A 14,116-nucleotide genomic window follows, 5' to 3' on the forward strand; every position below is an offset into this window, starting at 1 on the left:
CTTGCGCTTAATCTGCACTACCCAAGCCAAAGCCGCTTTTGCTAGGTAGAAAGAGCGGCGATTCGTCCCGGAATGCACCGGGCAGGTGGAAGGTTCAAATGACGGTGGCTCCAATCGACGAGGATAACTATCCCGAGCCGGTGGTCGCGCGGCCCTCGTCCAACGGGGCGCTGTGGCGCGTCGTTGCGCTTTCGCTGGTTTTCGTCGCCATTGCCGTGGGCTTTTCCATGATGGGGGACACGGTTCCCTCCGACATGATCCTGCTCTTTCTGGGGCTTCTGGCTGTTGTAGGGGTGTTCTGCCTCTTTGCGCTTGCGGCCGGGTTGTTCCGGTTTGCGGGCGGGGACGAAAAGCGGACGCTGTCGCGCGCGATCGTCGATTCCATGCCTGCCGGAGCGCTGGTGACCGACAGGGAAGGCAAGATCCTTTACGCCAATGCGCGCTATGCGGAGATGACCAAATCCATCTCGAGCACGATGCCGGTCGGCGTGCCGCGACTGTTCGCAAGCCAGCCGGAGGCCTCCGAAGCGGTATACCGGCTGTCACGAGCCGCGCGCGAAGGACGGAGCATCATCGAGGATATCCGTATTCCCGGCGCTTCCGGCGCGCGCTGGCACCGGGTGAGCGTCAGGAGCCTGCCCGATTTCGATGGCGCACCGGGCAAGGCCGTGATGTGGACGGTCGAGGACATCACCCGCGACCGGGAGAGCCAGGAGAATTTCTACGTCGAACTGCAAAAGGCGATCGACTATCTCGACCACGCGCCGGCGGGGTTCTTTTCGGCCAATGCGCGCGGGCGCATACAATATATCAACTCGACGCTTGCCGATTGGCTGGGCTATGACCTCGCGGCCTTCGAGGCCGGGGACCTCGACCTGGGCGAAATCGTCCATGGCGACGGCGCGGGCTTGTTGATGGGTGGCGGGCAGGATGGGACCGTCAAGACCGAGATCATCGACCTCGACCTCGTGCGCCGGGATGGGACGAATTTGCCCGTACGGCTCCTGCATCGCGCGGCGCGGCTGGCCGAGGGCGAATTGGGCGAGACGCGGACGCTCGTGCTCGACCGTTCGCGCGGGGTGGATACCGAGGAGGCGCTTCGGGCCGCAGAGGTGCGATTCTCGCGGTTCTTCAACAATACGCCGATTGCCATTGCCGCGCTCGACAGCGCGGGGCGCGTGGTACGGACCAATGCGCCGTTTACGCGGATTTTCGGGCTGACCTCGGGCGAGCGGGGAATTGAAGGGCTCGATATGGCGAGCCTTGTGGACGAAGAGAGCCGGCGGCGGTTGGGGATCGCGCTCGAAGAGGCGCGGGCGCGCAAGTCGGAGATCGATCCGGTGGATGCGACGGTGCCGGGGGAAAAGCCCTTGAGCGTGCGGATGTATATTTCGGGGGTCGAAAAGGGCGGGGACAGCGACGAGGCGGCGATCCTTTACGCACTCGATATGACCGAGCAGCGCATGCTCGAAGAGCAGTTCGCGCAGGGTCAGAAGATGCAGGCGGTCGGCCAGCTCGCAGGTGGGGTGGCGCACGACTTCAACAACGTTCTGACCGCGATCATTGGGTTTTCGGATCTTCTTTTGATCAAGCACAAGCCGTCCGACCCATCCTTCGGCGACATCATGTCGATCAAGCAGAGCGCCAACCGTGCGGCAGGGCTGGTGCGGCAACTGCTCGCCTTCTCGCGGCGGCAGACGCTGCGGCCGCAGGTGCTCGATGTGCCCCAGCATATCGACGACCTGACGGTGCTTTTGAAGCGGCTCATCGGCGAACATGTCTCGCTCGATGTCGAACATGGCCGGGATGTGTGGCCCGTGCGGGCGGACCTCGTGCAGCTCGAGCAGGTGATCATCAACCTCGCCGTCAATGCGCGCGACGCGATGCCCGAGGGCGGGCAGATCACCTTGCGTACGCGCAATGTCGAGGAGGGCGAGGCGGCAACCTACGACTATCGCGGAATGGTGCCGGCGGATTATGTGCTGATCGAGGTCAAGGATACGGGCACGGGCATGCCGCCCGACGTGATGGAGAAAATCTTCGAGCCGTTCTTTTCGACCAAGGAACTGGGCAAGGGAACGGGGCTCGGGCTTTCGATGGTCTACGGGATCATCAAGCAGACGGGCGGGTTCATCTATCCTGAATCCGAAGTGGGCAAGGGCACGACCTTCCGGATTTTCCTGCCTCGCCACATTCCCGTGGAGACACAGAGAAAAGAAAAGGCCGCGACGCCGGTCAAGGATCTGACGGGGAACGAACGTATCCTCATCGTCGAGGACGAGGAGAGCGTGCGGATGTTCTCGGCGCGGGCGCTTTCGACGACGGGCTATGAGGTGTTCGAGGCCGAATCGGGCGAGGAGGCGCTCGAGGTGCTCGAGGAGACCGGCGAGGTCGACCTCATCATCTCGGACGTGGTAATGCCCGAGATGGACGGGCCGACGCTTTTGACCGAGGTGCGCAAGATCTACCCGGACATCAAGGTGATCTTCGTTTCCGGCTACGCCGAAGAGAGCGTGCGGCAAGGGCTCGAGGACGACCGCAGCGTCGAATTCCTGCCCAAGCCGTATTCGCTCGATCAGATCAATTCCAAGGTCAAGGAAGTGCTCTCGGGAGCGCAGGCGGAGCAGGCCGAGGACGAGTAGGGCAGACTATTCGTCTTTCTCGTCTTCATCGGACATGGCCGTGTTGTAGGCCATGCCGATGGCGGCGCCGATCGCAATGCCGACGCCCATCCCCATCGCGAGGTCGTCAAGAAGGACACCGAGCCCGGCGCCAAGGGCGATACCGATGGCCAAGCCCGGTGCAAGTCCGTTCTTTGGCATTCTGCTCCAACGCAGTGAGCCTGCAACGGTTCCGGCGGATAAATGTTCTCATTTTGTACTTGACGCGTGGAAGTGATTTGTGAGAACAAAACAAATACAAAATGAAATTCTGTTGAGGACACACCGGCGCGTTGCCTGCACCGGCCATAGGTGAAATAAGGAGAGAAGTTATGTCGGTTTCACAGCTTCGCGTGGTGGAAGGTTCCATGGATAAGAACAAGGCGCTCGAGGCCGCTCTGGGCCAGATCGAGCGTAATTTCGGTAAGGGCTCGATCATGCGGCTGGGGGAAAACACCGCCGTCAATGTCGAATCCGTCTCCACCGGATCGTTGGGTCTCGATATCGCTCTGGGGATCGGCGGGCTGCCGCGGGGGCGTATTGTCGAAATTTTCGGGCCGGAAAGCTCGGGCAAGACGACGCTGGCGCTGCATGTGGTCGCCGAGGCGCAGAAGGCGGGCGGAATTTGCGCGTTCGTCGATGCCGAACACGCGCTCGATCCCGGTTATGCGCGCAAGCTGGGGGTCAATGTCGACGATCTTCTGATTTCGCAGCCCGACGCGGGCGAGCAGGCGCTGGAAATCGCAGACACGCTGGTGCGGTCGGGGGCGATCGATATTCTCGTGGTCGACTCGGTGGCTGCCTTGACGCCGCGGGCCGAACTCGAGGGCGAGATGGGCGATTCGCTACCAGGTCTGCAGGCACGGCTGATGAGCCAGGCGATGCGCAAGCTGACGGCTTCGATCTCGCGTTCGAAGGCGATGGTGATCTTCATCAACCAGATTCGTATGAAGATCGGCGTGATGTTCGGCTCGCCGGAAACCACGACCGGCGGCAACGCGCTCAAGTTCTATTCTTCGGTGCGGCTCGATATCCGCCGCATCGGTTCGATCAAGGACCGTGACGAGGTTGTGGGCAACCAAACCCGTGTGAAGGTCGTCAAGAACAAGATGGCGCCGCCGTTCCGTCAGGTCGAATTCGACATCATGTATGGCGAGGGGATTTCCAAGACCGGTGAGTTGCTCGACCTGGGCGTAAAATCGGGGATCGTCGAGAAGTCGGGCTCCTGGTTCTCCTACGATAGTCAGCGGCTGGGGCAGGGGCGCGAAAATGCGCGGCAGTTCCTGAAAGACAATCCCGACATTTCCCAGCAGATCGAAGCCGGGGTGCGCGAGAGCGCGGGGCTCTTGGCACAAGACTTGATTGAAGCTGGCGACGACGCCGGCGCGAGTGCGGATGAGGATTGAGCTTTCCGCCGTCTTCAAGGCCGCAGGAAACGATATCGGGCGCCGGGAAGCCGGCGCCTTTTTGTTACGCCGGGCTGAACCTTCGCATTACGGGCGGCGGGCGGCTTTGCACGCATTGCGCTTGAGCCGTGATGACGATAGAAGGCTTTTCCAGCGTCTCTGGCGGGTTTCGCCACATTCACCTTCTCGGATCCGATAATGACCAGCGTAAACGACATCCGTTCGACATTTCTGGACTATTTCGCGCGCAACGGACACGAAGTCGTTGCATCGAGCCCGCTCGTGCCGCGTAACGATCCGACGCTGATGTTCACCAATGCGGGGATGGTGCAGTTCAAGAACGTTTTCACCGGCCTTGAAAAGCGCCCCTATAACCGCGCGGCGACAAGTCAGAAATGCGTGCGCGCGGGGGGCAAGCATAATGACCTCGATAATGTCGGGTTCACCGCGCGGCACCATACGTTCTTTGAGATGCTGGGGAATTTCTCGTTCGGGGATTATTTCAAGGACGAAGCCATTCCGTTCGCGTGGAATCTGATCACCAAGGAATTCGGGCTGCCCAAGGACCGGCTGCTGGTCACCGTCTATTCCGAAGACGACGAGGCATTCGACCTCTGGAAGAAGGTGGCGGGGTTTCCCGATGATCGGATCATTCGCATTTCGACGTCGGACAATTTCTGGTCGATGGGCGATACCGGACCGTGTGGACCCTGCTCCGAAATCTTCTACGACCACGGTGAGGAGATTTGGGGCGGCCCTCCTGGCAGCGCGGAAGAGGACGGGGACCGGTTCATCGAGATCTGGAATCTCGTTTTCATGCAGTACGAGCAGCATGCGAATGGTGAACGGACCGACTTGCCACGGCCATCGATCGATACGGGCATGGGGCTCGAACGCATCGCGGCCGTCCTGCAGGGCGTGCACGACAATTACGATATCGACCTTTTCAAAGCGCTGATTGGCGCTGCCGCGCAGGCGACGGGTACCGAACCGGACGGCAGGGGCAAGGTCAGCCAGCGCGTGATCGCCGACCATCTGCGCTCGATGGCATTTTTGATCGCCGAGGGCGTATTGCCGGCCAATGAAGGGCGCGGCTACGTGTTGCGGCGCATCATGCGCCGCGCGATGCGGCACGCGACGCTTTTGGGGACCAACGCGCCGACGATCTTCAAGCTCGTGCCAACGCTGGTGCGCGAGATGGGGCAGGCTTACCCCGAGCTTGCGCATGGCGAAGCGATGATTTCGGAAACCATCCGGCTTGAAGAGGAGCGCTTCCTCAAGACGCTGAGCCGTGGGCTGCAGATCCTCGAAGAGGAAACCGCCGGGCTTTCCGAGGGCGACACGCTGGCAGGCGAAACCGCTTTCAAGCTCTATGACACCTACGGCTTTCCGCTCGATCTGACGCAGGATGCGCTGCGGACGCGGGGGATCACTGTCGATCAGGGCGGTTTCGATACGGCGATGGCAGCGCAGAAGGCCGAGGCGCGCAAGAATTGGGCGGGTTCGGGGGAAGCTGCGACCGGTGCCCACTGGTTCGAGATCGCCGACAAGGTGGGGGCCACGGAATTTCTCGGCTATGAAACCGAGGACAGCGATGGCGCTATCGTCGCGCTTGTTAAAGATGGACAGGCGGTCGATGCCCTTTCCCAGGGTGAAGAGGGTTTCGTCGTTGTCAACCAGACCCCGTTCTATGGCGAAAGCGGCGGCCAGGTCGGGGATACCGGCACCATGGCGGGCGAGCGCGCGCGCGCGGATGTGCTCGACACAACCAAGCAGGCCGGCGGCGTCTTTGCGCACCGCGTGAAGGTCGCCGAAGGGTCGCTCGCGGTCGGTGATACGCTGACGCTCTGTGTCGATCATGCACGGCGCACGGCGATCCGCGCGAACCATTCGGCGACGCACCTCATTCACGAGGCGTTGCGCGAGGTGCTGGGCCCGCATGTGGCGCAGAAGGGCTCGCTCGTGGCGCCGGACCGGCTGCGGTTCGACTTTTCGCACACAAAGCCGATGAGCGAAGCCGAACTCAAGGAGGTCGAGCGCATGGCCAACGCGATCGTCCTGCAGAACGAGACCGTGGAAACACGGCTGATGGCCGTCGACGACGCCATAGAAGCCGGCGCCATGGCGCTTTTCGGCGAAAAATATGGTGACGAGGTGCGGGTCGTTTCCATGGGGACCGCGCTCGAAGGGAACAAGGCTGGCAGGACCTATTCGATGGAACTGTGCGGCGGCACACACGTCAAGCGCACCGGGGAGATCGGGCTGATCACAATCGTCCAGGAAACCTCGGTGGCAGCCGGTGTGCGCCGCGTCGAGGCGCTGACGGCGGACGGCGCGCGAACCTATCTTGAAGAACAGGATGCACAGCTTCGGGCTGTTGCTGCCGCGCTTAAGGCAACCCCGCGCGAGGCGCTGTCCCGCGTCGAAGCGCTGATGGAGGAGCGCCGCCAACTCGAGCGGCAGCTTGCCGAGGCGCGGCAGAAACTCGCCATGGGCGGTAGCGGTGCCGCGGGCGGTTCGGCCGCTGAGGAGATCAACGGCCTTACCTTCCTCGGCCGGGTCGTCGAGGGGCTTCAGCCGAAAGACCTGCGTGGGCTTGTCGATCAGGGCAAAAAGCAGGTCGGTTCCGGGATTGTCGCGATCGTCGGGGTCACCGAAGACGGCAAGGCCGGCATCGCGGTCGGCGTGAGTGAGGATTTGACGAGCAAGGTCAGCGCTGTCGATCTGGTACGGCTGGGATCTGGCACGTTAGGCGGCAAGGGCGGTGGCGGGCGTCCCGACATGGCGCAGGCCGGCGGCCCGGACGGCAGCAAGGCGGCGGACGCGATCGCCGCGATCAGGGCACAGCTTGCCAACGCATAAACCGGGACAGGGCGGCATGTGGTACGCCCCCCGATCCGGCACAAAACGGCGATCAGGGCAGAAAGAGAGCGCGGCACGTATTGGATATTCGTGCATGCTCTGCCAACGCAATGCGCTCTAGCGGACCTCCGGCAGGCATATGCTCTCCAGCTTGGGCGCGTAATCGAATACGAGTGCGCCCTTTTCGGCGAGCAACGGCCCGACGAACTGCTTGAACGCATGGTGGTCGGGGTCGTAATAGGCTGAATCCGTCACAACGGGCGTGCCGACATAGTAATTGCGGTCCCCTTGCGATTTGAAGGTCAATAGGAAAGCGTCTTCAAATCCGAAATCGGCTCCTTCGCCGCTCGATTGCCGGCCAGATTCGAGTGCAACGATGTATGGCTTTCCATCCCGCCGCGAGAGGGATTTCAATGCGTGAAAGCGCTGGCGGACTTCTGCGCGCGTCTCGGCATCGACATCCTGCCGATACCGGAAGAGCACGATGTGGCGGACGGTGCCCGGCTTATAGTCCGTGTGCGTGAAGGCTGCTGCGCCAATCCGGAGCAATTCGGCGGTCATGCTTTCCATTTTGCAATCCTTCGGCAGGGAGAACGAAGTGAGGGGAACGGGCCGGGCTCTAACGGCCTTGAATTGTTACTACAATCTAGAGTTTTTTTTGACCTGACGGAGGAGGAGTGCACAGCAATCCAATACGAATGCGTTGCGTTTCAATTGACCCTTACGTCACCGCCGAAGGATTCTTCGGTTTCAACGTCGGCCGGATTTCCCGAGACATTGATCTGTGCGCCGCTCGATGCATCGGCTTTGAGTGTGTCCGTGGCCTTAAGGTCGATGGTGGCCCCACTGCCCGCATCGGCAAAACCGCCGGCGCATGCCAGGGTAGCGGCTTCGATATTTGCCCCAGAGCTGGCATCGGCTTCCACGGTCTCACAGCTTCCCGACGCTCTTATAGATGCGCCGCTTGAGGCGTTTAGCTCTACCCTTTCGGCTTTTAGATCCGAAAGGACGATACGCGAGCCGCTGGATGCATCGGCGGCGAAGCTGTCGGCGTTTGGAATGGCGCCGACAGTGACCGTTGCGCCGGAGGACGCCGTGGTTGCGTCGAGTTGAGGCATGCCGATCTGCAGGCTGACGCCGTCGTCGGTCCCGAGAAATTCCCCAAGCAAACCGCCTTCGACGAGGAATTGCATGAAATTCCAGTCGATATAGGCGTGGAGCACACCGTCGCGGACTTCGAGCTTGAGATCGTCGAGAGTGTTTTGAGCGCCGGTTGCAGCAACGGATTGCCCGGTGGCTTCGGTTATGTCGGCCTTTATGCCGGTGGCGATGTCGACGGCGGTGAAGGGTGGCAGATCGTAGCTTTGGTCCTGCGCGGCGGTAGGAAGCGCGAGGGCTGCGAGCGGCAAGGCGGCGAGCATCGCGCGGGCAAGAGCGGGCATGAGGTCCTCCTCAAGTTGGATGTCCGGCCCGGATGTGGGAAGAGCTGGCGGCGCAGGCAAGTGGACCGATTTGCGGTTTTGACCTGGCATGGCGGATAAAAGGGCCGCCCCGAAGGACGACCCTCTTGCCCCGGGGAGGAAGCCAGGCGCGGTTTAGCGGTTTAGAAGGTCCCTTTGAAACCGCCGCTGACAGCGATGACGTAGCCGCGATCCCAGCTTTCGCCCGCGGCGTTGGAGCCGCCGGCCAGCGTACTTAACGAAACGCCGCCGGAGAATTGTACTCCTTCTGCCGCATCATAGGCCGCGCCTAGGGCGAGGCCCCAGCGATCGGTTTGGGAGCCCGCAACCAGAACGCCTCCGGCGCCGGGCGTGGACGTGCCGCGATCCCAGGTCACGCGGCCAAGCACTGTGAGGTCCGGGGTGAGCTGGTGGCCGACGCCGGCGGATACGGTCCAACCGTCGCGGTAGGAGTAGTCCGAGGAAAGGGGCGCGCCGACTGTGGTAACGTCCAGGGATTGAATAGTGGACCAGTCGATCCATTTGACCGACGCCATGGCGAGCCAGCCCGGGGCAATGCCGGTTTGCGCCTTGACCTCGAAGGTTTGGGGAGCCGTCACGTCGGCGCTCGCTGCGCCTCCGAATGCCGTACCTTCGAGATTATAGTCGACAGCGGCGTTGTAAATTGCGCTCACGCGCAGCGCGTATTCCTCGATCTCATAGGCGACACCGGCGCGCCAGCCGGTCCCCCATCCATCGATGGAGAGCGGGGTTGAGGTCGAAACCGAGGTCGGGATGTCAGCTTCATAGCGCAACTGCTGGGCCGAGACGCCACCAATGACGCTGACGACGCCCGCGCCGAGTTCGACGCCGACCGCGCAAGTGAGACCGAGATCGACAGAATGGAGTTGCTCGCGTACCGCCTGCCCGGTCTGAGCGGCATAAAGGTTGGTACGCTCTGTGCCCGAGCCCCAGGGGTTCTGGCCCGAGACAAGGCAGGATGCGTTATCGAAGAGATCGCCCTTTGCCCCGACATTGAAATAGACGCGGTCGAGCGAACTGGCGACCGTACTGCCGCTCGGGTCGAGCGTGGTGTTGCCGAGGTCGTGGTTCACGTGCACGTAGCTTGTCGAGGCTTTGGCTGCATAGGTGCCGGAATCGAAGAGCAGATCCCAGTCGTAGCCGTTGGCTTCAAGCCCGCCGGCATGAGCAGCTCCGGCGCTCAAAACGCCAAGCGCAACTGCCGAGATCGCGCCTGTCAAACGATACTGAAAGGTCATCAAGTCCTCCTGCGGCCACTGATCTTGTGTCCGTCCCCAGCAAAAGTCGATCCGGCAACCATTCCTCCATAGGTTCCCGCATTGACGCTTACGTCAAAGATTGGGCCGATTTGGAAGTAAGGTCAATATGGCATTTTGTGGAATGGGGAAAAGACGGAGCCATCCGATCGGGCGCGTGGCGTTACGTTCGCGTATGGTGCGGCTTTGGGGGAAAACCAATATGTTTCCAAGGTGCTGCTTGCAGGCGGACGGTGCAAACCGCTAATGTTCGGTCACATTGGCGCGTAATCGGGAGGAGCGCGTTTTGGGGGAATGGCTGACATACATCCGTGCCGTGCGACGGCTCGCGGCGGGGGTAATTCTCGCCTGCGGGCTTGCCGGTGGGGCAAGCAGTGCACTGGCGGGGCCTGCGGCGCAGGATGTGCTCATCACATGGAACCGCATGGTGCTCGAACTGGTGCGGCACACGCCGACCTATTCGCCGCCCGTTGCAAGCCGCGCCTTCGCCTATCTGGGGGTCACGGCGTTCGAAGCGACGGTGGGCGGAAGCGAGACACTCACTTCGCTCGCGGGCCAGCTTAACGCGTTGGAACCGGTCCCCGGGCGGGAGACCGGGGAAGGTTATGACGAGGCCGTCGTCATGCATACGGCCATGGCGCATGCCGTGCGGCACTTTTTCAGCAATACCGGTCCCACGGGGCAGAGGGCGATGACCATGCTCGAGACCCGGATGGGCGCGCAGGTTGCCGCCGGTGTGCCCGAGGAGGTCGTTGCGCGCAGCACGGCTTATGGCCGTGCGGTGGCCACGCACATCATCGCATGGTCGGTGGATGATGGTGGCGCGGTCGTCGAGAACCTCGGTTTTCCGGCTGCGTTTGCGCTGGGTGAAGGCCGGGACCGCTGGGTGCCGACGAGTTCGATTCCGCTTCAGCAGACGCCGCTTCTGCCCGAGTGGGGTAAGAATCGCACCTTTGCGATGCCGGCGGGATCGTCGTGCCCATTGCCGCCACCGCCCGAATACAGCGAGGCGCCGGGTTCGGATTTTTATGCCGAGGCGCTGGAAGTTTATAATGTTGCGAACAGCCTCGATGCCGAACAGGAAGCGATTGCGCGGTTCTGGTCGGACGACCCGATGCTGTCGCCGACTCCGCCGGGCCATTGGCTGTCCATCGCGATCCAGATTCTCGAGCATGAAAACGCGACACTGGACGAGAGTGTCGATCTTCTCGCCCGGCTCGGCGTAGTGCTCGCGGACGCGTTTATCGGTTGCTGGGACGCGAAGTATGAATTCGATCTGGTCCGGCCCGTTACCTATATCGGCCGGCTCATCGATGCGGACTGGAAGCCGATTCTCATCACGCCGCCATTTCCCGAATATCCGAGCGGGCACAGTACCCAGTCGGGGGCCGCGGCGGCGGTGCTCGAGGCGCATTTCGGGGCGGACTTTGCTTTTACCGACGCCACGCATGAAGGGGACGGCCTTCCCGCGCGCACGTACGCAAGCTTTTGGGAGGCCGCCGAGGAGGCTGCGATATCGCGGCTTTATGGAGGCATTCATTATCGGGCGGCGATCGAGAGGGGACTCGATCAGGGCCTTTGCATCGCGGACTTCACCGCCGCGCTGGAAACACGGAGGTGAGGGCGATGAATTCCAAGCTGGTGTTTGCGATCCTTTTGCTGACCATGCCGGGCGCGGCTCTGGCGCAGGATGCCGATACGCCCGCCGTGCCGCACTTTGTGGAGGTGACCGAAAGTGCGGGGATCGACAGCGTTTACGAGGGCGAGTGGGAATATATGGTAGGCGGCGGCGTCGCGGTTTTCGACTGTGACGGGGATGGTCTGTCCGAAATGTTGCTTGCCGGAGGCAGTGCGCCTGCCAGTTTCTACCGCAATGTGGGAGAGCCGGGGGGAGCGCTGCGCTTTGCGCGGCAGGAGAGCGGGCTGGAGGTCGACGCGGTTTCGGGCGCTTATCCGATCGATATCGACAGCGACGGCATCATGGACGTCGTGCTGCTGCGAGTGGGGGAGAACCGCGTGATGCAGGGCATCGGTGAATGCCGGTTCGAGCCCGCGAACGATGCATGGGGATTTGACGGCGGCGATGCGTGGTCCACGGCGTTTGCCGCGACATGGGAGCCGGGTTCGGACTGGCCGACGCTTGCGGTTGGAAACTATATCGACCGCAACGAGCCGCTTTTCCCCTGGGGATCGTGCACGGACAACTGGCTGCACAGGCCGGATGGCGAGAGGTTCGCCGCACCCGTGCCGCTGACGCCAAGCTATTGCGCGCTTTCGATGATGTTCACCGATTGGGACCGGTCGGGAACGCCCGATCTGCGGGTTTCGAACGACCGCGAATACTATCGCGGTGGGCAGGAGCAGCTCTGGCGGATCGAGGCGGGGCAAGCACCGGTGCTTTACGGCGAGGCGGATGGCTGGCAGCAATTGCGGATCTGGGGCATGGGGATCGCAAGCTATGATCTCGATTTCAATGGCTTTCCCGAATATTTCCTCACGAGCATGTCGGACAACAAGCTCCAGACGCTCGCCGATGCGGGGGACCCGGGGAAGCCCGACTTTATCGACGTTGCGTTTGCGCGTGGGGTGACGGCGCATCGGCCTTATACCGGGGACGAGATCAAGCCGAGCACGGCCTGGCATACCCAGTTCGAGGACGTGAACAATGATGGGCTGGCCGATCTTTTCATTGCCAAGGGCAATGTGTGGGAGATGCCTGACTTCGCCTTGCACGATCCCAATAATCTCCTGCTGCAGCGGCCGGACGGGACGTTTTTCGAGGCCGGCGAGGCGGCGGGTGTCGCATCGATGTTGACGGCGCGGGGTGGCGCGTTGGCTGATTTCAATCTTGATGGGCTTGTGGACCTTGTCGTCGTCAACCGGCATGCGGGCGCGCAGCTTTGGCAGAATATGGGCGGCGAGACGGGGCATTGGCTCGCTGTGCGGCTGAGGCAGGATGGAGCCAACCGCGACGGCGTGGGTGCCTGGATCGAGGTGCGGCGCGGCGATGTGGTGATGCGGCGGGAAGTCACCGTGGGCGGCGGGCACGCGAGCGGACAGGCCGGGTGGTGGCATTTTGGGCTCGGCGAGACGGACGATGCGGATATCCGCATGATCTGGCCGGACGGGACAGCGGGTGACTGGCAGACGGTTGAGGCGGACGCGTTCTATACCTATCGGCGTGACGCAACGCTCGAGCGTTGGATGCCGGGAAGGTAAGGGGCGGCGCATGGCCGCCCCCTTTTGCGTGCCCGTCAACGATCGGCGTTCTGGCGTTCGATCATCCAGCCGGGATATTCGGGCGGCAGGGCGCTGACCGTGTTCAGGCGGTCGCGTTCTTCGGCGGTCAGTTCGATCTCGGTGGCGCCGAGATTGTCTTCGAGCTGTTCGACGGTCTTGGCGCCGACGATCACCGAAGTGACGACGTCCTGGTGCAGGAGCCAGGCAAGCGCGATGCGGGCGACGGAGACGCCGCGCGCGTCGGCGATGTCGCGCATGACGTCGACACAATCGAAGGCGCGATCCTTGTCGACCGGCGGGAAATCGAAGCTGGCGCGGCGGGCGCCGTCGGGGCCCTTGCCGTCACGGTCGAATTTGCCGCTCAGAAGGCCGCCCGCGAGTGGGCTCCAAACCATGAGGCCGACCTTTTCTTCGCGCAGGAGTGGCGCGATTTCGCGTTCGAGGTCGCGGCCGGCGATGGTGTAGTAGGCCTGGAGCGAGGAGAAGCGGCTCCAGCCGTTGGCGTCGGCGATCCCGAGCGCCTTCATGATGCGCCATGCGGCCCAGTTCGAGCAGCCGACATACCGGACGTAGCCCTGACGCACGAGGTCTTCGAGCGCGCGGACGGTTTCTTCGACCGGAGTTTTGAGGTCCGTGGCGTGGATCTGGTAGAGGTCGATATAGTCGGTGCCCAAGCGCTTGAGGCTGGCCTTGACCCCGTCCATGATGTGCTTGCGCGAAGCGCCGCGATCGTTCGGGCCTTTGCCCGTTGCGCCATAGACCTTGGTCGCGAGGACGAAATCGGAACGGGGACGGCCTGAATTGACCATGGCCTTGCCGGTGATCTCTTCGGAAAGCCCTTCGGAATAGACGTCGGCGGTGTCGATGAAATTGACGCCGGCCTCGAGCGCGCGGTTGACGATCGCGTCCGCCGTGGCCTGGTCGAGCTGGCCGATCGCGGTCCAGAAACCGGCGCCGCCGAAGGTCATGGTGCCGAGGCAGATTTCGGAAACGAGCAGGCCCGTTCCCCCGAGGGAATTGTAATGCATAGTGAAATGTCCTTTGCGATACGCGCAGCAGTAAGCGCGAAAAGCGGCGGGGCCGAATTCCGTTGGATTACTTGAATGATGCACGAAGAAAGCCGCAACCGATCACGTCTCGCGCGAGGGGACCCGGCTCGATTTGACTGTTATGCGACCTAGTTGGTGAGAACACTCAAACGTTAGCACCGG

At 62.4% G+C, this 14,116-nt stretch carries 10 protein-coding genes; 5 read left to right on the plus strand and 5 right to left on the minus strand.

All coding sequences use genetic code 11. From position 1 onward, the window contains the following. Nucleotides 1-98: 98 nt before the first annotated feature. Nucleotides 99-2,642 carry a cell cycle histidine kinase CckA gene (cckA, locus tag LG281_RS00180; protein ID WP_404403242.1) on the plus strand — a complete coding sequence of 848 codons (2,544 nt, stop codon included), beginning with the start codon at nt 99-101 and terminating at the stop codon, nt 2,640-2,642. 6 nt (nt 2,643-2,648) lie between these two features. Here cckA and LG281_RS00185 read toward each other — a convergent pair whose 3' ends face one another. Next, nucleotides 2,649-2,822, minus strand: coding sequence for a hypothetical protein (locus LG281_RS00185; RefSeq protein ID WP_404403243.1), 174 nt, complete (start codon nt 2,820-2,822; stop codon nt 2,649-2,651). A 170-nt stretch (nt 2,823-2,992) separates the two neighbouring features. Between LG281_RS00185 and recA the strand changes: the two genes are divergently transcribed. Further along, complete coding sequence (gene recA, locus LG281_RS00190; RefSeq protein WP_404403244.1) at nt 2,993-4,066, plus strand: recombinase RecA; 1,074 nt, start codon at nt 2,993-2,995, stop codon at nt 4,064-4,066. 198 nt (nt 4,067-4,264) lie between these two features. Continuing rightward, entirely contained in the window at nt 4,265-6,928 is a 2,664-nt protein-coding gene (gene alaS / locus LG281_RS00195) for an alanine--tRNA ligase (protein WP_404403245.1), read from the plus strand. Nucleotides 6,929-7,045: 117 nt separating this feature from the next. On the opposite strand, the gene LG281_RS00200 is transcribed toward alaS, so the two are convergent. The 3 genes from LG281_RS00200 to LG281_RS00210 form a co-directional block, all read right to left on the minus strand. Continuing rightward, complete coding sequence (locus LG281_RS00200) at nt 7,046-7,498, minus strand: Dabb family protein (RefSeq protein ID WP_404403246.1); 453 nt, start codon at nt 7,496-7,498, stop codon at nt 7,046-7,048. Between the two features lie 140 nt (nt 7,499-7,638). After that, nucleotides 7,639-8,370: a GIN domain-containing protein gene (locus LG281_RS00205; protein WP_404403247.1), complete on the minus strand. Its 732-nt coding sequence runs from the start codon at nt 8,368-8,370 to the stop codon at nt 7,639-7,641. Nucleotides 8,371-8,531: 161 nt separating this feature from the next. Continuing rightward, on the minus strand, nt 8,532-9,647 hold the full coding sequence (locus tag LG281_RS00210) for an OmpP1/FadL family transporter (RefSeq protein ID WP_404403248.1): 1,116 nt from the start codon (nt 9,645-9,647) through the stop codon (nt 8,532-8,534). 304 nt (nt 9,648-9,951) lie between these two features. Between LG281_RS00210 and LG281_RS00215 the strand changes: the two genes are divergently transcribed. Both LG281_RS00215 and LG281_RS00220 read left to right on the plus strand, forming a co-directional pair. Then, nucleotides 9,952-11,286 carry a vanadium-dependent haloperoxidase gene (locus LG281_RS00215; RefSeq protein ID WP_404403249.1) on the plus strand — a complete coding sequence of 445 codons (1,335 nt, stop codon included), beginning with the start codon at nt 9,952-9,954 and terminating at the stop codon, nt 11,284-11,286. 5 nt (nt 11,287-11,291) lie between these two features. Continuing rightward, a complete protein-coding gene (locus LG281_RS00220; protein WP_404403250.1) occupies nt 11,292-12,884 on the plus strand; it encodes a CRTAC1 family protein in 1,593 nt (530 codons plus the stop codon). A 35-nt stretch (nt 12,885-12,919) separates the two neighbouring features. Here the strand turns inward: LG281_RS00220 and LG281_RS00225 are convergent, their stop codons facing one another. Then, on the minus strand, nt 12,920-13,933 hold the full coding sequence (locus tag LG281_RS00225; RefSeq protein WP_404403251.1) for an aldo/keto reductase: 1,014 nt from the start codon (nt 13,931-13,933) through the stop codon (nt 12,920-12,922). Nucleotides 13,934-14,116: the final 183 nt, after the last annotated feature.

This window comes from Pelagibacterium halotolerans (assembly GCF_044811015.1).
Lineage (GTDB): Bacteria > Pseudomonadota > Alphaproteobacteria > Rhizobiales > Devosiaceae > Pelagibacterium > Pelagibacterium halotolerans_A.